Raw genomic sequence first — 20,182 nt, forward strand, 5'->3', positions numbered from 1 at the left:
ACCACCCGGCACCCCAGGGCGGGAGGACCCCGGCACCCATGCGGGGCCCCCGGTCGGCGTTGGTCCTCCCATACCGCCGGAGTCTGGGGTTTTCCGCCGGGCTGCCTGTCGGCGTTCATAGCTAGGCTCCCGAGCGTGGCTCACAAGAAGCAAAAGACTAAGAGGTCCGGGCCCGCGAAGTCGCACGCGTCACCGTCTCGTCCGCTCGCCTGGCAACAGTTCCAGGAGTTGAACTTCTCCTTCTACGAGGAGCGCCCCAGCGAGTTCCTGCATATGCGAATCGAGGTCTTGTCGTTGATGCTGTGCAACGAGCAGCAGCTGGCGTCGGCCTACGCCGCCGACCGGATCGTGGCGGGAATTCAAATCGGCGGCACCACACCGCCCGACAACGAGATGAGAAGCAGGTACGTCCGGACGGAGGCTGTGGTGATCTTTCACCACGCCGCGGAGATGATCCTTCGGCTGTTCTACGCGCACGTCGACTACCCGGACTGTCCTTGGTTGGGCATGGCGTCGCTCGTCAGCTTCGCGGAGTTCAAAGAGAAGGTGGCCAAGTCGCTTTCGGACGGATTTGACCGGTCCAAGCTCGCCGAGGTGTTCCTTGGCGGCAGCAGCCCGCGAGACGCCTGCATCGCGATGTCTGACGAGGACTTCGAGGACGCGATCGACGGAGTCAACCTCCTGCTCGGCCACTGCGGTCACCGGCTGCTGTCCCAGTCGTTCCTCTACAACTCGATCAAGCACGGTCTCAGCACGATCGCGCTGGACGAGGCAACGGAGATTGCGGTTGAACGGGATCGCAGCCGCCGGGCGGTTGGCCACAAAGGGCCGATGTTCGCGTATATGCACCGGCGCCGTCGGCCGGGCGACGCTGGCGGCGGCCGAGAGTGGTTCATCAGCATGACGGGCGCGACCACGCCGAGCGACCTCGCTTTGTCGATACTTGTCGCGAGGGCTGTCGAATCGCTGTGGGATGTGGCCCGCCGCCGGTACACGGGGAAGAGCGGGTCTATCCGGCATATCCGGCGTTCCGTCGTCGAACTGGCTATCTACGGGCTGCTGCGGGACTCGCTGAACATCGTCAACACGGTCACGATGGAAATGCCCAAGCTCAACGACGACGGATCGCACGGCGACGTCGAACACGACTTCATCATGAACCACATGCCCAAAGGCTTGGAGTTACCGGCCGGAGAACACCCGGCCGACACCCCGCGCATCAATCTGCCGGCGCGGCAACGGGACCAGCGGGTGTTCTCCACATCGAAGCGCGCGTTCTACCCCTTCTCGCCGAAAGGGAGCCAGCGAGCCTGAGAGCGTTAGGCGGACTCCGGGTCAACAAGGCAGAATTCGCTCGCCGTCAGCCACCGGGCGGGTGCAATATCCGGCCCAGTTCCTCAAGGAGGGGGGCGCTCAATGCGGGTGTTTCCGTGCTGATTCCCTTGGCTGGGGTCGCTGGGAGGATGAACGTATGGCAGACGATGAACGGATGGCAGACGACGACGACTCGGGCGGTGGCGTGACGCAGGAGTGGCCGCTGGAGGGTCATTTCGTCGTCGGCGGCTCAGGGCTATATGTGAGCACAGATTGCTTGGGTCGCGCCTTCACCTCACGCACCGCAAGGTATGACCTCACCATCGGTTTACCGCAGGTCGATACGAGACCAGATCCCATTCCCCCAGAAGTCCGGCGGCAACTTGGTGAGCCCCCCATACGAAACATGGAGTTGATCCCGCCCGCATGGGCCTACGGCCCAACGCACGAGAACGAGCGCGCCGAAGAAGAACACATCAGCCCTGTCTGGGGTGGCGTGCTTGACGACGGCCGGGCCAAAATTGTGTATCCGGAGTCCGCGAGGGACACCGCTGTTGTTTACCGTTGCCGCTTCTACACGACGCTCACCGCGTCGTCTGATAGCGAGGGGGAGTTCGAAGCTGCTGCCAAGGGTTTCCTGAACGAGCTTGACGATTGGTGGACGCGGTTCACGTCGTGGGTGGGCATTCTGACGGGGCAAGACTTCGTGGGTCTTGGCGGAAATCCAGGGGGCATTACCCGGGCCTACCCGCTGTTCACATGGACGAGTGACCAGAGTGGACAGCGGGCGGGCGTGCAATGGCGGTACTTCCCGCCGCCGAATCAGGGGATTCCACAAAGCAAGCTGCGGTTGAGCGATCTGCAAACGTGCGTAACAGCTGCCGGGAACCAGTCGCCTCCAGCCGCGTGGCTGTTCATTCGCGATGCGCGCTCACTCTTGCGAGCAGGTCAGGCCCGGCGGGCGGTACTCGATGCTGGAACGGCCGCAGAGCTGGCGATGACGACGCTGATCGACAAGTACCTCGATGACACGCACGTCACCGATTCAGCGGTGAGATCTGCCTTCGGCAGGTTCAACAACCTCGTCGCAAAACAAGAGGTCCTAAAGTTGCTCCGGCCTGGCCTCCTGCCCGAGCGCACGCGACCCGACTTGATCGACCTGCGCAACACGGCAATTCACGGGCGCAGTAGGGAAGGTCATGGTTGGGACGAAGTAACCTTTGAGCAAGCACAGACAGCGCTCGAAATCGCAACGGAGATAATCGAAGCGGCGCATCCCCTCGCTAGCCTCCTGCCTTCCTCGCGCTGACCGTGCGTGCCCCAGGGAGACAACGTGCCCCAGGGAAATACGGCCTACTTGCAACGCGCAGAAACGGCGGGGGACTCAGCGCGTGGGGGTAAAGGGAGATGCGCAGCTGGCAGGCTGCGCTGACGGACGTGGCGTAAACGTCACCGCCGCGTCGGCTGCTCCGTGGTCGACCAGGCCCAGCGTGTCGCACCACGGGCAGCCCGCGATCGCCTCGCGCTCGGCGGGCGACAGGCCGTCGCGTGGGATCAGCCGCCACTCGCTGACGCGGACAAGGTCGGAGGCCCGCCAGACGTCCAGCTCCCAGCCCGACGCGTAGGCCCTGACCGTCACGAGCCCGTCTTCCGTGCGTACCACGACGCCGATGGGGTCGTGCGGCCTGGTGCGCTCGGCGACGTGCTGGCCGCGTTGCAGTGCGGCGGTCACCGCCACTTCTCCTTCACCCGTTTGGGGTCGAAACGCTCGCCGTCGTCGGGGCGGTGCCCCTTGCCGACTGGCATCACGGTGAACTCGGCCAGCACATTGAGCACGGCGCGGAAGCGGTCGGGCGACAGCGCGCGCACCGCGGCGTCGGCCTGCGCCCGCGCCTTCTCGGCCATCTCCTTGGTCATCCCGGGCCTGCCCAGCGGCAGGCCGTCGAAGAGCCTCATCCGCTCCTGGTCCTGCTGCTTGGCCTCGATCGCGTCGAGCTTCGCGTTGATGATGTCGGTGGCGATCTTCGCCTGCTTCCCGGTCAGTTCGCCCTCGGCGCGCTCCACGGCTATCTCGTCCAGCCTGGCCAGCAGCGCGTTGGCCTCAACCCGCAGCGCCTCGGCGTTGGCCTCGTCGTGGACCTCGGCCCTCAGCAGGCCCGCGGCGTCGGGGCGGGCCAGCCGTTCGGCCACCATTCCGTAGACCAGCGGCTTGACGTGGTCCTCGCGGATAGACACGCCGCGGCAGGACTTGCAGACGTAGACGATGGAGTGCGACACCTGCTTGGGCGCGCGCGTCTCCCCGGCCCTCGGCCGCCCCGGCTTGCCGCCCGTCTTCTGCATCGCCCACCGCCCCGAAAGGGTGCTGCCGCACCCCTCGCAACCGCAGCGCAGCACGCCCGTCAGCAGGTGCTGCCGGACCGTCTTGCGGCCGGGCGCGCGCCCCGGCGCGTTCAGCACGGACTGCGCGGCGCGCCAGGTGCTTTCGTCCACCAGCGGCGTCCACTTGCCCCTGCCGACGACCTCGCCGTTGTACTCGCGCAGCCCGGCGTTGCGCGGCTTGCGCAGGAACAGCGACACGGTGGACCGCGACCACGGCTTGCCGTTCAGGCCGTAGGCCCCGGCGTCGTTGAAGATCGCCGCCAGGTCCTTCGTCGAGGCACCGGCCAGCAGTGCGGCGTAGGCCTGCTTCACCAGCGGCGCGGCCTTCGGGTCCGGCTCCGGCCCGTTCGGGCCGTCCAGGTAGCCGAACGCCCTGCGCCATTGCGGCCGCCCGTGCTCGGCCTTCTGCCGCGCGGCCGCGCGCTGGCGGGCGGACTTGCGTTCCGTCTCGCCCTTGCTGGTGGCGCCGACCAGGCGTGCGACGAGCCGCCCCATGTCGGTGGACAGGTCGATGTCGCCGCTGACGGTGGCCAGCGCAAGCTTGTGCTCGTCGGCGAGGTCGATCAGGTCCTCGAGGTCGCGGGGCTGGCGGTACAGCCGGTCCGTGTGCCAGGCGACGATGGCGCCGACCCTGTCCTCGGCGATGTCGGCCAGCATCCGCTGGTACGCGGGACGGGGCTTTCCGTTGGTCGCGGACTTGTCGTTGTCCACGTACTCGACCGGGTCCCAGCCGCGCTGGGCGCACAGCGCCAGGCAGTCCTTGCGCTGGCGCGCGACGGCCAGCTCGGTCCCGTCGCGGTCGAGGCTTTGTCGCAGGTAGAGGGCAGCTTTCATAACCTCTAGTGTACTATGCGTAGTCGCTGTTGTTTTCTACAAAGGCATTTGAGATTTGACGGATGCGTCGGCCCGTAAGGATAGGGAATCGCGTGGCCGACGTCGCAAAATTCGGCGGTGTGATCGCAACCGGGGAACCGGCAGGTCATGTCCCGCACGCGGACGAATTCATCCAACCCGGTGGAGGGCCGGTAGCGGGGTTCGGGTGCGAAGTCACTGGGAAGGCGGACGGGGCGGATGTTGGCGCCGCCGCCGATCAGGGCGGCGGGCGGTTGGACCGACGACCTCGCGGGCGGGTCGGGTTCGGGGGCGGGGGCCAACGCCTCGGCGAGGGGTCATCTCCGCCGTGATGGGTCGCGGTGCGGGCGCCTCGGCCGACAGGTGCGGGTCGGCGTGCGCGTCGAGTGCGGATGCCGCGGCGACGACGTGGATGACCACACCGATGGCCGCGCGTCGTTGCCGGCAGCCGATGAGCACTCGGCGCTGCCGCAGCCGCATGCCCGCCGGTCGGCGCCGGCGGCCAGCGCGCCCAGCGCGTCGGCGCGGCGCTGGGCGAGGGTGCGCGGGTCGTTGTCGCACACGCCGTGAGCCATCTGCGTCAGCCGCCGATCCAGCACCGCCGCATTGGTGGAATAACAGCCGGCCCCACAGCGCGGCGGTGCCGGCCTCGTGATCGGGGTCGCCGATGCACACGTCACGGCTGCGCGCGCTGGCGCAGGTGCGCCGCAGCGCGCCGGGGTCATAGCGATCGATCCAGGCGTCGATCGCGCGCTCCAGTTTGGTGGCCGGCAGCCGACCCCAGGCGGTGTGCCCGCTCGTCATCACCGGTGCGCCGGCCGACCAGTTCGGCGATCGCCGCCCGCCGCCGAGCACTCACCGCCGCCTCAACGCGCGCACAGTCCTCGATCGCGGCCACCAACGCGCCGTCATCGACTCCGCGCAGCTCGGCCGGGTCCAACAACGACATATCGAACATATTTTCGATACTACCCAAGGGCACCGACCAACATCGGGGGGCCGTGTCACACCTCGTGGGCGGTGGCTCAGGCAGCCGTGGGTGCCGGCTTGCGATACAGGGCGGCACCGGCCGTGACGCCCGCGGCGGCGGCGACCAGCAGAACCTGCGCGCCCGCTGGGAGCCGCCCGACGTGCTGCTCGAACGCCGACGCCAGCGCCGCGGTATGCATGCGCTGATCGTCGGCGACGCCGATCTGTTCGACCGGCACCCCGAGTTGGTCGCTCAGCGCCGCACGGAACTCGTGCCGCGCGGGCGCGGCGACAATCGCGTCGATGTCCGAAAGCCCCACAGAATGCGCATCCAGGCACGCGCGCGCCGCCGCCGCGGCAGCCGCGACGAACCGCTCGTCCATCGCAGCCGACCGATCGAACCGCAGGACGTTACGCCCATCGGCGAACCCCACTGTCGCGGAGAATGTCTCGGCATCGTCTGCCACATCGTTGGCGTTCACCCAGGACACGCGGCTCAGCCCGTAGCTGTCATCGGTCCATCCGCACAGCAACGCCGCGCCGGCGGCGGAAAACGGGAAGTGCTCACTCATCCCATGACCCGGATCGGCATCACTGGCGACGACCAGCGCGCGGTGGATGCTGCGCATCCGCATGAATCCGTCGACGATCTGCAGCGCCGTCAACACCCCGCAGGCGCCGTTGGAGATGTCGAAGGAAAACGTGCCGTGGGCGCCGGTGTGCGGGTCCTCGGGGTTGGCTCCGATGTCGTCCTGGATCAGCGCGGCCAGCGCCGGCTCCCCCAGGTTGCGGTCGCGGTAGATCCCCGCATTGACCACGAGATCCAACTCGCACGCGTCGCATCCGGCCCGGTGCAGGCAATCCTTGGCCGCGGTGACGGCGAGGCGCAGCGCGCTGTGCCGGCCGCGCAGCCGCGGGTGGGAGATGTCGACCCGGTCAATGACTGTGCCCATAGCGTTTCACCAAATCCTCATCCAGGGTCAGCAAGACCACGCCGATCTCGAGCCCCGAGGCCAGCGCGAGCAGCGCGACCCTTTCCCCGGCCTCGATCCGTCCGGCCTCGAGTTCCTCGACGAGGGCCACGGTATGGGTCGTCGATGCGGTGTTGCCGTACCGGTCGACGGTGATCACGGCGTCGTGCCGGGGGCTGTCGCCGAACGACTCGGACATTCGGGCCATTCCCTTGCGGATGGCGCGCGCCGACGTCTGGTGGGTGATCACGTGGTCGATGTCATGAATCGAAATGCCAACGGCCTCAAGGACTTCATGCAGCAGCAGCGGGGTGTTGGCGATCGCGGCCTTCTGGATGGCGCGGGAATTGGTGAACATTCGCGCGCCCGGATCGTGGCCCTGCGGGTACGCCAGGCACAGCCGGCTATAGTCGGCGACCGTGGTGAATCCGGCGAGGGCGATTCCCGCGGACCCCGACGGGGCCCGCTCGAACAAGAGTGCCGCGCCGGCATCACCGAGGGTGAGGCTGGCGAGTTCCTTGCTCATGATGTTGCGGATGTGGCGGGCGGCGTTGGTGCCCAGCTGCGAGATGTACTCGCCGCTGACGACCAGGCCGCGCTCGGCGATGCCTTGACGGATCCAGTTGTTCAAAATCGTGACCCCGGTGAGCATCCCGGCGCATGCGTTGGACACGTCGAAGGTCATCGCCTTGTGCGCGCCGATTCCGCGGGCGACCGCGCTGCTCATCGTCGGCTCGAGCCATTGGGTAAGGCCGCCACGGAATTTCGTGATGCTGCAGCTGATGACGACGTCGAGGTAAGCCGGGTCCTGCTGCGCGGTGGCGAGGGCGTTGCGCGCCGCCGAGGTGGCAAGACTGTAGGAATCCTCGTCGCCCACCGAGACCCGGCGCTCGCGGATCCCGGTCAGCCGTTCCAGATCGATGTGGGTGTGGTGGCGTGTCGTCGCCATCAATTCGTCTGTCCTGAGGTGAGTCTCGGGGAGATGCCGGCCGGCGCCCGCCAGCCGGGCGACGAACGGTGCCCGAACGCCTTCGCCTTCGGTCTCCATCACCAGCCAATGGCGAGTCATCGGCTATCCCTCCGTTTAGTACGACCGAGCGCCGCTTCCAGCAGCAGCCGGCGCTCGGCGGCGGCGACTGCCCGGCGGGTGGCGGCGACCGCGTCCGGGTTGACCGATACCGACGTGATTCCCATCCTGACCAGATGCTCGGCGAAGGCCGGGTTGGTCGAGGGCGCCTGGCCGCACAGCGATGAGGTGATGCCGTGCTTGCGCGCTATCGCCACGACGCGGCCGATGGCGTCGAGGACAGCGCCGTCGGATTCGTCGAAAAGTTCGGCACAGATATCGGAATCGCGGTCGACGCCAAGGATCAGTTGCGTCAGGTCGTTGCTGCCGATCGACACACCATCCACGCCCAGCCCGACGTACTCGGGAAGCCAGTAAATGACCGACGGCACTTCGGCCATCACCCAGCGATGCAGACCACGCTGGCGGCCCAGCGGGCACGCGTCGACCAACGACAGGCAGGCCTCCAATTCCCATCGCGTCCGCACGAACGGAATCATCAGGTGCACGTTGGGATTCCGCTCGCGCACCCGAGCCAATGCCTCGAGTTCCAGGGCAAACAGATCGGGATCCTTGATGTATCGGTAGCAGCCGCGGTACCCGATCATCGGATTGTGCTCGACCGGCTCGTAGGCCTCGCCGCCGCGCAAGCCACGGAACTCGTTGCTGCGAAAATCGGTGGCGCGGTAGACCACCGGCCGGGCTCCGAAGGCCGACGCGATGCGGCCGATGGACGTCACCATGGCGTCGACCATGTTGGCCTGCTCCCCCCGCGCAATGAGGTCGCGCGGATGACGCCCGGAAAGCGCTTGGGTGAGCAGGAATTCGGCACGCAGCAAACCCACCCCGTCGACGTCCAGCGCGGCGACGGCTTCGGCCGTGTCCGGGATGGCCAGGTTGACATAGATCTTCGTTCCCGTCGTCTCACTGACCGGGGTCGCTGCGGGCGGCTGGACCGTCGAAACCTGCGACTGGGGGCCAACGCTGCCGGCGCTGACGCTGCCGCGGGCGCCGTCGACGGTGACGGTCTGGCCGTCGTGTAGCACAGTGGTCGCGTTGCGGGCCCCCACCACACAGGGAACCCCGAGCTCGCGCGCGACGATGGCCGCGTGGCAGGTCATTCCACCGGTCTCGGTCACCAGCGCCGCGGCGCGGCGGATCGCCGGAAGCCAGTCCGGATTGGTCATCGGAGCGACCAGGATCTCGCCGCCCAGCAACCGGCTGCCCTCTTCCGGAGTGTGCAGGACGCGCACCCGCCCGGACGCCGAACCGGGCGCCGCGGGCAGCCCTCGAAGCAGCACACCGGTTGTTTCCGCCTCCTCGGCTGCCCTGGTGTCCAACGTCGTGATGGGCCTGGCTTGCACCAACCAGGTCTTGCCGGAGGCGATCGCCCATTCGACGTCCTGTGGGCAACCATGGTGCGCCTCAATGGCAATCGCCAGTTCGGCGATGCGGCGCAACGACGCATCGTCGAGGACACGCGCTTGCGCCTGTGCGGGTTCCAACTCCACGATGACGTCGCGGCCGTCGGCACCGCGCTCGATCTTGAACGCCTGGTAGCCGACCCTGACGTCGAGCACTTCCAGGGTCTTCTTGTCGACGACGTAGGTGTCGGGCTGGACCTTTCCGGACACCACGACCTCACCCAGGCCGACGGCGGCTTCGATGACGACATGATCGCGCTCCCCCGTGCTGGGGTCGGTGGTGAACGCGACTCCGGACTGCTCGGAGGCGATCATCTGCTGGACCACGACGGCCATCGCGGGATCGGCCATGAAGCCTCGGCTGGCGCGGTAGGTGATCACCCGTGGGCTAAACAATGAAGCCCAGCATCGCGTCACGGCGTCGATCAGCGCGTCGTCGCCTGTCACGTTCGTCAGCGTCCGGTTCATCCCGGCAAACGACGCGTCGCGGCCGTCCTCGCCGGTAGCCGAAGAACGCACCGCCACAACACAATTGGGCCCCAGTCTGCGGTAGGAATCGAGGAGCTGATCGCTAACGTCGTCACTGACACCGGCCTTGGTCACCAAATTCTGCATTCGCTGGCACAGCTCGGACATGCGGGCGGGGTTGTCCACCTGCGCCAGCGCCTCGCGATGCAGAGCGGCGAGCTCACGGTCGACTCCGCCCGCCTGCATCGACGCCAAATAACCGCTCCGCATCAAGACGAATCCCGGGGGAACGGGAAGGCCGGCTGCGACCATCTCACCCATGTTGGCGCCCTTGCCGCCGGCCTCTTCGGCATCGCTCATCCGCAATGTGGAGATGTCCGCGACAAAGTTGGTGACGTCGGTGTTCGTTGCCATGTCCTACTCCTTCTCAACCGATCGCTCGAGACCAGGCATCGTGGGCCTCCCGCAGTGAGTCTTCGAGCGGCCGAGAGGTATCCACCCGGCGCGCGGTGTCCCAGCCGCCATGTCGGGCAGCCAACGCCGCGGCTATGTCCGTCGTCGCGTCGGAGGCGCCTGGCTGCCTCGTCGTTATCCGGCCGGCCGCCGTGTCAACCGTCGTCGTGCATTCGAGTTCCACCGTCGCCGAATGTGTTTCGGCCGCAAGGCGATGAGCGTGCGCGCGATGTTGCGGATCTCGCCAGGTCGCGTCGATGATCACCGATTGCCCGTTACCCAAACACGGGCGGGCTCGGCGCAGGACTACGTCGTAGACGGCCGTGACGTTGTCGGGGGCATACAGCCCAGCGTGCAGCACACCCGGCTCTCCGGCGATGGCGCCCGATTCTCGTAGTTCGCGGCGCACGTCGTCGGTTGAGATGACTTGCGCTCCAACCTTTTCGGCGAGCGCACGCGCCAGGGTCGACTTGCCGGTGCCTGGATTTCCGCCGACGAGCGCCAGCCGAAGGGCGCCGTTCTGCAGGTGCCGGGTCGCGATGGCGAGGTGTCGAGCCGCGTCTTGAGCGGCCTCCGGCTTGCCCTGCGACAGCCGCACGCAGTCGACCTTGGCCCGGACCACGGCGCGATAGGCGACGTAGAAGTGTCGCAGCGACGGCGGCGCCGTATCGTCCGAGTGCGCGACGTAGCGTTGCAGGAAGTAATCACCAAGGTCTGCCCGACCCAGGAACTCCAGGTCCATCGCGAGGAAGGCGGCGTCGTCGATGCCGTCGACGTAGCGGAGTCGGTCGTCGAACTCCAGGCAGTCCAGCAGGGCGGGTTCGCCGTCGACCCAGAAAATGTCGTCGGCGAGCAGGTCCCCGTGGCCGTCGACGATGCGTCCTTCGTTGATCCGGCGGGTGAACAGGGGCGCGCGACCCGAGATGTATTCGGCGGCCAGGTGCGCGATCCGCCCGACCGACTCGCCGGAGAGGCCTGAGGCCGCGCTGCCCACATAGCGGTCAAATTCCGACAAGTTCTCGCGCCAGCGTCGGTCGATCGCGCCGGCCTCGCCCTCGGCGCTGATGGCCCGACTCCTCGCGGCATGCCGGTGAAAGCGGGCCACCACGCCGGCGATGGCGTCCAGGACGCCTTGGACAGACCCGGCGGCCCCGCCGGGCCGGCCACCCGTCACGATGGACGTCAACCGATCGTCGTCGCGATATCGCCGCATGACGATGATCGGTTCCGCGGGACCTCCGCGGGGGTCGGTGAGATGCGCGACGCCAAGGTAACTGCCCGGAGAGAGCCGGCTGTTCAGTTCGACTTCGCGGAAGCATGCGCGCTCGCGCTGCTCGGGTGTGCGGAAGTCGAGAAAATCAGTCAGCACCGGCTTTTTCGCCTTGTACGCGCGGTCGCCGGCCAACACCACCACACCCGTGTGCGTTTCGTGCATATCGATGTAGGGCACCGCGGCCGTCGTCGGAGATGCGGCATGCCCGTCGGCGATCATCGCGACTGTCATGACTCAGGACGGGCGCGCCACGATTACCGGCGTGCTGACCGAGTGCACGACCGCGTTGCTGACCGAACCCAGCAACATGCCGGTAAAGCCACCCCGGCCGTGGCTGCCGAGGACGACTAGCTGGGCGGATCGCGACTGTTCGATCAGCTGACGGGCCGGCCGATCGCAGACGACGAGCCGGTGCACCGTGACGTCGGGGTAGCGTTCCTGCCAGCCCGCCAGACGTTCGGCCAGGCTGAGCTCGGCCTCCGACTTGACCGCCGACCAGTCCAACCCCGGGAGTTCGACGACCTCGATGTCGCTCCACGCGTGCACCGCCTGCAGACCGACGCCACGGCGCGACGCTTCGTCGAACGCAATGGCCGTCGCGAGCTCCGAGGCGGGCGAGCCGTCAATGCCGACCAGCACCGGGGCCCGCTCGGGGTGAGCCGGACGGGGTTGCGACGGATCTTGGTCGTGAACGATCGCGACCGGACAGCTCGCGCGCCGCACCACGCCGGAACTGACCGAACCCAGTAAGGCCCGGCCCACCGCCCCACGCCCGTAGCTGCCTACGACCACCATCTCTGCCTCTTCGGACAGCTCGACCAGCGTCGGCACCGGCGGCGAACACCTCAGCTCGCTCTTGATGGCGATCTTTGGCTCTGCCTTCAGGTTGTCTTCGGCGATCTTCACCGCGTGTTCGAGGACCTGGCGCCCCTCCTGCTCCTGCCACACCGCGATCCCAGCCGTTATCGGCATCTCCGGCCACGTCGGCACGGCCGCGTTCACCATATGGACCAAGGTCAGCGGAACATGACGCATCGCCGCTTCCTGCGCGGCCCACATGACGGCGGCATTCGACGCGGCAGACCCATCGACGCCGACAACGATGCCGAGGCGCTTCCCGCTTACAGACATTTCGTCCTCCCTCTGTCAGTCACGACGTTATTGGCGGCGAGGTCGTCGGTCGTGAGGCTTTTGTCACCAACCAGATGGCCATGGGGCCTTCGTTGGATCACCTGGGTTCGATCGGAGTGCCCGCTGTGGCATCGTCAGAGAAGTGACCGAAGAGGCCGCCACCATCGATAGGCGCTACCACGACGCGGTGATCTTCGACCTCGACGCCGTGGTCATTGACGGTGCCTCGGTTGGCGTACGCACCTTCGATTCGACGTTGCCGTTGCTGCGCCGGCTGCACGATGCCGGCATCGCGACGGCCGTCTGCTCTTCCACCCGCTGCACCCGCGACTGCGCGCGGGTCCTGCGCGCCGCGGGCATTCACGAGGTCGTCAGCGTGGGTGTCGGAAAGCCCGCAGCGGCTGTCCTGACCGAGACCGCGACCCGCCTGAAGGCCCGTCCGGGTCGCTGCGTGGTCATCGCCCACGACCCAGTCGTGGTGCGAGCCGGCGGTGACCGCGGGTTCGGCCTCGTCATCCGCGTGGACGACACCGAGCGCGCCGACGACCTCATGTCGTGCGGCGCCGACGCCCTGATCGCCGACCTCGCGGAGATCTCGGTGCGAGCCGGCGACAGTGTCATGTCCACCATCCCCGATGCCCTGCTGGCCTACGGCCAGCTCAAGGAACTCGTGGCGGACCGGCGACCGGCGGTGTTCCTCGACTTCGACGGCACCCTGTCCGACATCGTCAGGCGCCCCGAGTCGGCAACGCTGATCGACGGCGCCGCCGAGGCGTTACACGCACTGGCAACACAATGTTCCGTCGCGGTGATCAGCGGCCGCGACTTGGCCGATGTCCGCGACCGGGTCAACGTCGACGGGCTGTGGTTCGCCGGTAGCCACGGTTTCGAACTGGTCACCCCGGCCGGAATCCATCACGAGAACGCCTCGGCGGCGCCAGCGGTCTCCACGTTGGCGCGTGCGGCCGCCCGATTGGCCGAGGAGCTGAGCGACACGCCGGGAATACTGGTGGAGCCCAAACGCTTCGCCGTGGCCGTGCACTACCGCGATGTCGACGCCGGGCGCGTCGACGGTGTGATCGCGGCGGTGCGTCACCTCGGGCGTTCCGAAGGTCTGCGGGTCACGACGGGCCGCAAGGTCGTTGAACTTCGCCCGAACGTGGCCTGGGACAAGGGCAAAACACTGGAATGGATGCTCGACCACATCGCGGGGAGCGACCGCACGGCCGACCTCGAGACCCTACTGCCGATCTACATCGGCGACGACATCACCGACGAAGATGCCTTCGACGCCGTCCGTTTCGACGGCGTAGGAATCGTGGTGCGTCACGAAGAGAACAGCGAACGGCCCTCCGCCGCCTCATTTAGGCTCGAAAGCCCCACCGCGGTACGCGAATTCGTCCAGCGCCTGGCAGATGACCTGCGAAATGCGGCGTCGCGTCGCAGCGACCTGTGGGAACTCGTCTACGAGGGTTACGACCCGAAGGACGAACGGCTGCGCGAGGCACTGTGCACGGTTGGCAACGGTTACGTCGCCACGCGTGGTTGTGCGCCGGAGGCAGTAGCGTCGGAGACGCACTACCCCGGTACCTATGCCACCGTCGTATACAACACGCTGACCGATCAGATCGCCGGCCGCACCGTCGAGAACGAAAGCCTGGTCAATCTGCCCAACTGGTTGTCGCTGACCTTCCGCATCGACGGCGGGGCCTGGTTTCACGTCGACGACGCCGAGTTGCTGTTCTATCGCCAGACATTTGACCTGCGGCGTGCGACGTTGACCCGCAGGCTGCGATTCCGGGACGACGCGGGCCGGATCACGACACTGACCCAGCAGCGGTTTGCCTCCATGCACCAGCCCCACATACTTGCCATGCAGACCACGATCAGCGCCGAGAATTGGTCGGGGACAGTCGAATTCAGATCACTGCTGGATGCGACCGTGCGCAATACGATGGTCGACCGCTACCGTTCCTTGTCCAGCACCCACCTCACCGCATCGGTGATCGACGAAATGCCGCCCGACTCGGTGATATTGCGAACTCGAACGTCGCAATCACGCATCTGGATCGCGGTGGCCGCGCGCACCACAGTGTGGCGTGACGATGCGCCGGCGGACGCGCAGTACGCGGTGGTGCGGGAAGCCAACCGTGGCGGTCACGACATCCGGGTCGCGGTTTCCGCGGGGCAATCAATCACGTGCGAGAAAGTCGCGACCATCTTCACCGGCCGAGACCCCGCCATTTCCGAGCCGACGAGCGCCGCGCAGCACTACCTCGATGAGGCCGGTCGCTATGCCGACCTCCACCGGCAGCACGCCCGGGCGTGGGCCCGACTGTGGGAGCGATGCAACGTCGGCCTGGCCGACGGCACGGGATCGTTGCGGATCCTCCGGCTGCATTTGGTGCACCTGCTGCAGACCATCTCGCCGCATACTGCCGAACTCGACGCCGGAGTGCCGGCGCGGGGGCTCCACGGTGAGGCGTATCGCGGGCACATTTTTTGGGACGCACTGTTCGTCTCACCGGTTCTGAACCTGCGGATGCCCAACGTGTCCCGGTCACTGCTCCTTTACCGGCATCGGCGGCTTCCCGAGGCACGCCGCGCGGCGCGCAGAGCGGGCTACCTCGGCGCGATGTATCCGTGGCAATCGGGCAGCGACGGGCGGGAGGTGAGCCAGGAAGTCCACCTGAATCCGCAGTCCGGCCGGTGGGTTCCGGATGCCAGCGCGCGCGCACACCACGTCGGCCTCGCTATTGCCTACAACGTATGGCAGCACTATCAGGTGACCGGCGACCGCCAATATCTCGCCGACTACGGAGCCGAGACGCTGGTCGAGATCGCGCGTTTCTGGGTGGGACTGGCCAACTTCGACGACAGTCGCGGCCGCTACATGATCCGGGGAATCATCGGCCCCGATGAGTTCCATTCGGGCTATCCGGGCAAGGAGTACGACGGGATAGACAACAACGCGTACACCAACGTGATGGCGGTCTGGGTGATCATGCGGGCGATGGACGCACTGGACCTGCTGCCACTGCGGGATCGGCTCGAACTCGTCGCGAAGGTTGGTCTGACAACCCAGGAACGCGACCGATGGGATCACGTGAGCCGGCGCATGTTCGTCCCGTTCCACGACGACGTGATCAGTCAGTTCGAAGGCTATGCGGAACTGGCGGAACTGGATTGGGAGCGTTATCGGCGGCGATACGGAAACATCCAGCGGCTCGATCGCATCCTCGAAGCCGAGGACGACAGCGTGAACAACTACAAGGCGTCCAAGCAAGCTGACGCGCTGATGCTGTTCTACCTGCTGTCGTCGGAAGAATTGCTGGGCTTATTCGGCCGGCTCGGCTACCACTTCGCCCCAGAACAGATCCCCAAGACGGTCGATTACTATCTCGCGCGCACCTCACATGGATCTACGTTGAGCGCCGTCGTCCACACGTGGGTTCTTGCCCGTGCCAACCGGGATAACGCCATGGAGTACTTCGAACGGGTACTGAGTTCTGATGTCGCCGATATCCAGGGCGGTACCACGTCGGAGGGAATACACCTGGCGGCGATGGCCGGTAGCGTCGATCTGCTGCAACGGTGTTTCACCGGGATGGAAACGCGTGACGACCGCCTGGTGCTTGGCCCGCACTGGCCGGAGTCCCTGGGCCCAATCGAATTCGCCTTCGTGTATCGCGGCCACCGGCTGCACCTCCGGATCAGCGGTAGGAGCGCCGCCCTGACGGCTGAGGCCGGGGGCGCTGGAGCGATCGACGTCGAATGCCGCGGTAGGGTGCAGCCGCTCCTGCCCGGACAGACCGTCGAAGTCGGCTGAGCGGCGGCGCCCGGTGACCGCGAGGTGACCAAAGCCGGCACATGAGGGTCGAACGGCCCTGCTGGCACGTGGCCGACCCAAATAGCGTGGGTGCAATGAGCCATCCACAACCAGCACAGTGGATTGTCGTGGGTATCGACGGCTCCGACGCCGCGATCAATGCCGCCAAGTGGGCCGTCGCCGAGGCCGCCAGCCGCGACATCCCGATGCGTCTGATCCACGCCATCCCCGAGCCGCAGCCCGGCGCACCCGAAGGCGATGCCGGCCTGGATCTGGAATTCGCGGAAACGGCGCTGCGCACCGCCGCGGCCGAGGTCCATGCGATGGGGCAGCCCATCAAGGTTGAAGCCGAAGTTGTGCGTGGACCGTCGGACCGCGCGTTGATCGACGAATCACGCAATGCGGAGATGGTTTGCGTAGGGTCTGTGGGGATCGGATGGGTCGCCCGCAAGGTGCTGGGCTCGACCGCCGACGCGGTGGCTCGGCAGGCCCATTGCCCGGTGGCGATCATCCGCACCACTCGTGACGGGTCACCTGTTGGGTCCGATTCCGGCTGGATCGCGGTCGTCGTCGACGATTCGGCCGGCAACGACGCGGTCCTCGAGCATGGCTTCCGGGAAGCCCAACTTCGTGGGACGCCGATTCTGGCGCTGGGAGCCTGGCGATGGGGTGTTGGCGAGATTCCTTATCGGCAGCTGAATCGCCGGCTTGGCCCCTGGGTGTCTCGGTATCCCGACGTGCACGTGCGACCGGCCGCCGCGCGACGCGGAGTCGCCGAATTTCTCGCTGGCACCGAGGAGCCCATCCAACTGGCCGTGGTGGGCAGCGGTGCGGCCGGCGACGTTGCGCGGATGATCGGCCCCGCCACTCCCCACGTACGCCGCCACGCCGGCTGTTCGGTGCTCGTGGTGCGCGGGTAAACCGTTCCCGCTCGGGATGACGGGATCTTCGTAAGTCTCGTTATCCCTTGCAGGACAGGCACTTCCACTACCGTCCGGGTTAGAAGGGTGGTGGGTCGTCGTCGGTGTGGGGTGGGGCGGGGCCGGGGTGGTTGGGGGGTTCGGCTAGTCGGGTGGTGTGGGCGACCGTGCGGACGTGGTGGTTGTGGCGGCGTTCGGTGGCGATGCGGTGGGCGCGGTCTTGGGCGCGGGTGCGCCGGCGTTTGGGCATCATCGCCGTCCGGTGGGCGCAGTAGTCGTGCGGGGGGTCGGCTTCCGGTGCCGGCATACCGCCGACCGCGCGGCACAAACTGGGGAACAGCAGCGCGCTACCCGGCGTGGTGACATGGGTGTGCCCCGACGGTGAGGTGAAAATCAGGGTCCCGTCGGGCAGTTGCCGTTCCCGCCACCCCCAAAAAGTTTTGACAAGGTGATGAGTTCTACATTTGCAGTTCAGGTTGGCCGCATGGGTGGGTCCACCCTGGGCGTAGGGGATCGAATGATCCACATCGCAGTGGATCGCGGGTTGGTCACAGCCGGGCCAGCGGCAGGTCAGATCCCGGCACCGCACAAAATCGGCCAACGCCTTCGACGGCACATAGCCGGGCTCGGGTGGGGCATCGCCGGGGTGGATCAGCGGTACCAGTTTCGCGGTCTTGGCCAGTTCGGCGATCAGTTCGGGGGTGATCAGCCCGTCGGCGTTCATCATCGAGGCGGGCGCCGAGCTGGTGCCCTCGAGGGTGGCGGGTTCGGCGATCACATGGATCACCACCGGGGCGGCGCCCGGGCGGGTGGCGGCCGCGCAGTCGGTGCGCCCGCAGCGACAGCCCAGCCGATCCGCCCCGGCGGCCAGCGCCCCCAGCGCGTCGGCGCGGCGCTGCTCGCGGGTGCGGGGATCGTGGGCACACACCGTGGCCGCCAACGCGCTCAACCGCTTGTCCAGCGCGTGGGCGTCGACGCTGTACAGGCTGCCGTCGATGCGCGAGAGGCCGTCTTGGTCCTGTCCGATCGAGATCTGCCGATCGGCCTGATACTCCTTACGGCGGCGCACCGCATCGGTATCCACCTTCGCCACGATCCTATCGACCGCCCCGGACAGCCGGGCGCTGCTCAGCGAGGGCCAGCGCGTCACATTGAGCGCCACCAACTCATCCACCGCCGCCAGCACCTCGGGGTCGACGATCAGATCGGTGCGGAACACAATCGTGGAAAACGCCCGAAAGTCGATCTCGCCGGCCACAAACACCGCAGCGGTCTTGGGTAGCCGCTCACGCATCGCGCGGGCATAACGCAGCCGGCCGGCGGCGCGCGCCTGGCTGATCCGCAACGCCGCACCCACCTCCGCGCTCACCGCCTCCATGGTGTCGATCGCCCAGTCCTCGGTCTCCGAAGAGCGCGAGAGCCGAGAGGCGAACAACTCCCCCATCGCCACCAGCTGCGCGGCCGCCGCCCGATTCTCCGCCCGCGCGGCCGCACAAATCCGCTCCACTAGCCCCGCCGACTCGGCGGTGGTCGACGGATAGCATCGCTCGACGTGCTCCTCAATGTGGGCGATCACCTCTGGCGACGGCACGCGACCCGACGATGTCTCGAACATACATTCGATACTAGCAGACCCCGCCGACCGCGTTGACTCATCAGAAATGCGCGCGAAAGGGTGATTCGTTGCCTCACTGAAAATGCGCGCGTACGCCCAGTGGATGGGGTTGACGTTGGCCGAGCGCAGAGCAATCACCGAGACGACCGCGACCCGCTACCAGCTGGCGAGTAAGGGCGTTAAGAGCCGGATTCTCGACGAGTTGTGTGCGAACACCGGGTGGCACCGCAGCCATGCCCGCAAGGCGCTCAAAGCGGCGCTGCAACCCAAGATCGTCACCCCGCGCAATCCGCGGCCCGTGAAGTACGGGCCCGATGTCATTGCGGCACTGACGCTCTGCTGGACAGTGCTCGGAATGCCCGCCGGCAAACGGCTTGCGCCGATGCTCGGCGAACTGGTGGTCGTGCTGCGTCATTTCGGGGAGCTGGTCATCGATGAGGACACCGCCGAACTACTGGTGTCGATGTCGGCGGCCACCATCGATCGCCGCCTGGCCGGTGAGCGAGCCAAACACCGTAAGGGGCGTGTGGGCACCAAGCCGGGATCGCTCTCAAAAGTCAGATCCCGGTGCGCACCTGGGCAGAATGGGACGACGCCCGACCCGGGTTCGTCGAGATCGACACGGTCTTTCACGACGGCGGCAATCGCGGTGGGGGCCATGCCTTCACGCTGACGGTCACCGACATCGCCACCGGCTGGACCCAGAATCGCTCACTGCCTGACAGGGCCGCCAAGACCGTGTTGGCCGCCCTCAATGACATCGCCCGCAGGATGCCGTTCCCGATCCTGGGGGTGGACTCCGACAACGGATCAGAATTCATCAACGAAGACCTGCTCAGATGGTGCCAAGGCCGCCAAATCACCTTCACCCGGGCGCGGCCGGGCAACAAGAACGACGGCTGTCACGTCGAGCAGAAGAACTGGACGGTAGTGCGCGCCACCGTCGGCTACCACCGCTACGACACCGCCGCAGAACTGTTGTTACTCAACGAGATCTGGCAGCTTCAGTCCAAACTGACCAACTACTTCTACCCACAGCAGAAACTGATATCCAAGGTCCGCAAAGGAGCCAAGGTATCCAAGAAACATGACGAGGCGACCACCCCGTTTCATCGCACGATCGCGCACCCAACCACGCCCGTGGAGCGCATCGTGGCGCTGACCCGGACCTACTCCCTGATCAATCCCGCCGCCACCCAGCGCCAGCTCCAAGCCCTGACCGCCCAGCTACTCACCCTCACCACCACCAAGACCGGCCCCACCGCCCAACCCCAGGTCAACAAGCGCGCACGTTTACGTGAGGCAACGATTCCACCTACGCGCGCATCTTGACATGAGGCAACAGGCCGACACACCGGCGCTCGATCACGCAAACGTCGAGGGTGCCTCGGCCTCGCCGTCGCTGAGTTCGGCCGGCTCGGGGCGCGCGGTCCAGCCAACGTAGGTCAGGTACCGACCGACCAGCGCCCGTCAGGGCGTTGGTGGGCGAATTGTAGGCCTGGGGGGACCACCAGCAGC

The 20,182-nt window shown here is 66.9% G+C and carries 14 protein-coding genes and 1 pseudogene; 5 read left to right on the top strand and 10 right to left on the bottom strand.

Translation table 11 applies throughout. The features are described 5' to 3' along the window. Positions 1-135 precede the first annotated feature (135 nt). Together G6N24_RS11350 and G6N24_RS11355 are read left to right on the top strand one after the other, a co-directional pair. Complete coding sequence (locus G6N24_RS11350) at positions 136-1,314, top strand: hypothetical protein (RefSeq protein ID WP_139822555.1); 1,179 nt, start codon at positions 136-138, stop codon at positions 1,312-1,314. A gap of 157 nt (positions 1,315-1,471) precedes the next feature. Further along, entirely contained in the window at positions 1,472-2,623 is a 1,152-nt protein-coding gene (locus tag G6N24_RS11355; RefSeq protein ID WP_085162290.1) for a hypothetical protein, read from the top strand. A gap of 75 nt (positions 2,624-2,698) precedes the next feature. On the opposite strand, the gene G6N24_RS11360 is transcribed toward G6N24_RS11355, so the two are convergent. From G6N24_RS11360 to G6N24_RS11395, 9 genes are all read right to left on the bottom strand, one after another. Continuing rightward, positions 2,699-3,046 carry a hypothetical protein gene (locus G6N24_RS11360; RefSeq protein WP_139822556.1) on the bottom strand — a complete coding sequence of 116 codons (348 nt, stop codon included), beginning with the start codon at positions 3,044-3,046 and terminating at the stop codon, positions 2,699-2,701. Further along, positions 3,043-4,527, bottom strand: a complete 1,485-nt coding sequence (locus G6N24_RS11365; RefSeq protein WP_085162292.1) for a recombinase family protein — start codon at positions 4,525-4,527, stop codon at positions 3,043-3,045. The genes G6N24_RS11360 and G6N24_RS11365 overlap by 4 nt, the downstream gene beginning before the upstream one ends. A gap of 335 nt (positions 4,528-4,862) precedes the next feature. Then, positions 4,863-5,270: a DUF222 domain-containing protein gene (locus G6N24_RS25500; RefSeq protein ID WP_331253220.1), complete on the bottom strand. Its 408-nt coding sequence runs from the start codon at positions 5,268-5,270 to the stop codon at positions 4,863-4,865. Then, the gene (locus G6N24_RS24500; protein WP_232070761.1) at positions 5,267-5,503 is read right to left on the bottom strand and encodes a hypothetical protein; all 237 of its coding nucleotides are present in this window, start codon (positions 5,501-5,503) and stop codon (positions 5,267-5,269) included. The genes G6N24_RS25500 and G6N24_RS24500 overlap by 4 nt, the downstream gene beginning before the upstream one ends. A gap of 67 nt (positions 5,504-5,570) precedes the next feature. Continuing rightward, the gene (locus tag G6N24_RS11375; RefSeq protein ID WP_085162293.1) at positions 5,571-6,467 is read right to left on the bottom strand and encodes a 3-oxoacyl-[acyl-carrier-protein] synthase III C-terminal domain-containing protein; all 897 of its coding nucleotides are present in this window, start codon (positions 6,465-6,467) and stop codon (positions 5,571-5,573) included. Further along, positions 6,451-7,554, bottom strand: coding sequence for a 3-oxoacyl-ACP synthase III family protein (locus G6N24_RS11380; RefSeq protein ID WP_085162294.1), 1,104 nt, complete (start codon positions 7,552-7,554; stop codon positions 6,451-6,453). Before G6N24_RS11380 ends, G6N24_RS11375 begins: the two co-directional genes overlap by 17 nt. Next, complete coding sequence (gene ppsA, locus G6N24_RS11385) at positions 7,551-9,857, bottom strand: phosphoenolpyruvate synthase (protein WP_085162295.1); 2,307 nt, start codon at positions 9,855-9,857, stop codon at positions 7,551-7,553. Before ppsA ends, G6N24_RS11380 begins: the two co-directional genes overlap by 4 nt. A 13-nt stretch (positions 9,858-9,870) precedes the next feature. Continuing rightward, complete coding sequence (locus G6N24_RS11390) at positions 9,871-11,388, bottom strand: bifunctional aminoglycoside phosphotransferase/ATP-binding protein (protein ID WP_232070797.1); 1,518 nt, start codon at positions 11,386-11,388, stop codon at positions 9,871-9,873. Positions 11,389-11,403: 15 nt separating this feature from the next. Beyond that, positions 11,404-12,300, bottom strand: coding sequence for a universal stress protein (locus G6N24_RS11395; protein WP_085162296.1), 897 nt, complete (start codon positions 12,298-12,300; stop codon positions 11,404-11,406). A 142-nt stretch (positions 12,301-12,442) separates the two neighbouring features. Between G6N24_RS11395 and otsB the strand changes: the two genes are divergently transcribed. Continuing rightward, positions 12,443-16,129 carry a trehalose-phosphatase gene (gene otsB / locus G6N24_RS11400; RefSeq protein WP_085162297.1) on the top strand — a complete coding sequence of 1,229 codons (3,687 nt, stop codon included), beginning with the start codon at positions 12,443-12,445 and terminating at the stop codon, positions 16,127-16,129. Positions 16,130-16,224: 95 nt separating this feature from the next. Then, entirely contained in the window at positions 16,225-17,049 is an 825-nt protein-coding gene (locus tag G6N24_RS11405) for a universal stress protein (protein WP_085162298.1), read from the top strand. 79 nt (positions 17,050-17,128) lie between these two features. On the opposite strand, the gene G6N24_RS11410 is transcribed toward G6N24_RS11405, so the two are convergent. Then, positions 17,129-18,664, bottom strand: a complete 1,536-nt coding sequence (locus G6N24_RS11410) for an HNH endonuclease signature motif containing protein (protein WP_163745490.1) — start codon at positions 18,662-18,664, stop codon at positions 17,129-17,131. Positions 18,665-18,767: 103 nt separating this feature from the next. Between G6N24_RS11410 and G6N24_RS11415 the strand changes: the two are divergent. After that, positions 18,768-19,996: pseudogene (locus tag G6N24_RS11415) on the top strand (integrase catalytic domain-containing protein). The last annotated feature ends 186 nt before the right edge of the window (positions 19,997-20,182 follow it).

This window comes from Mycobacterium lacus (assembly GCF_010731535.1).
Lineage (GTDB): Bacteria > Actinomycetota > Actinomycetes > Mycobacteriales > Mycobacteriaceae > Mycobacterium > Mycobacterium lacus.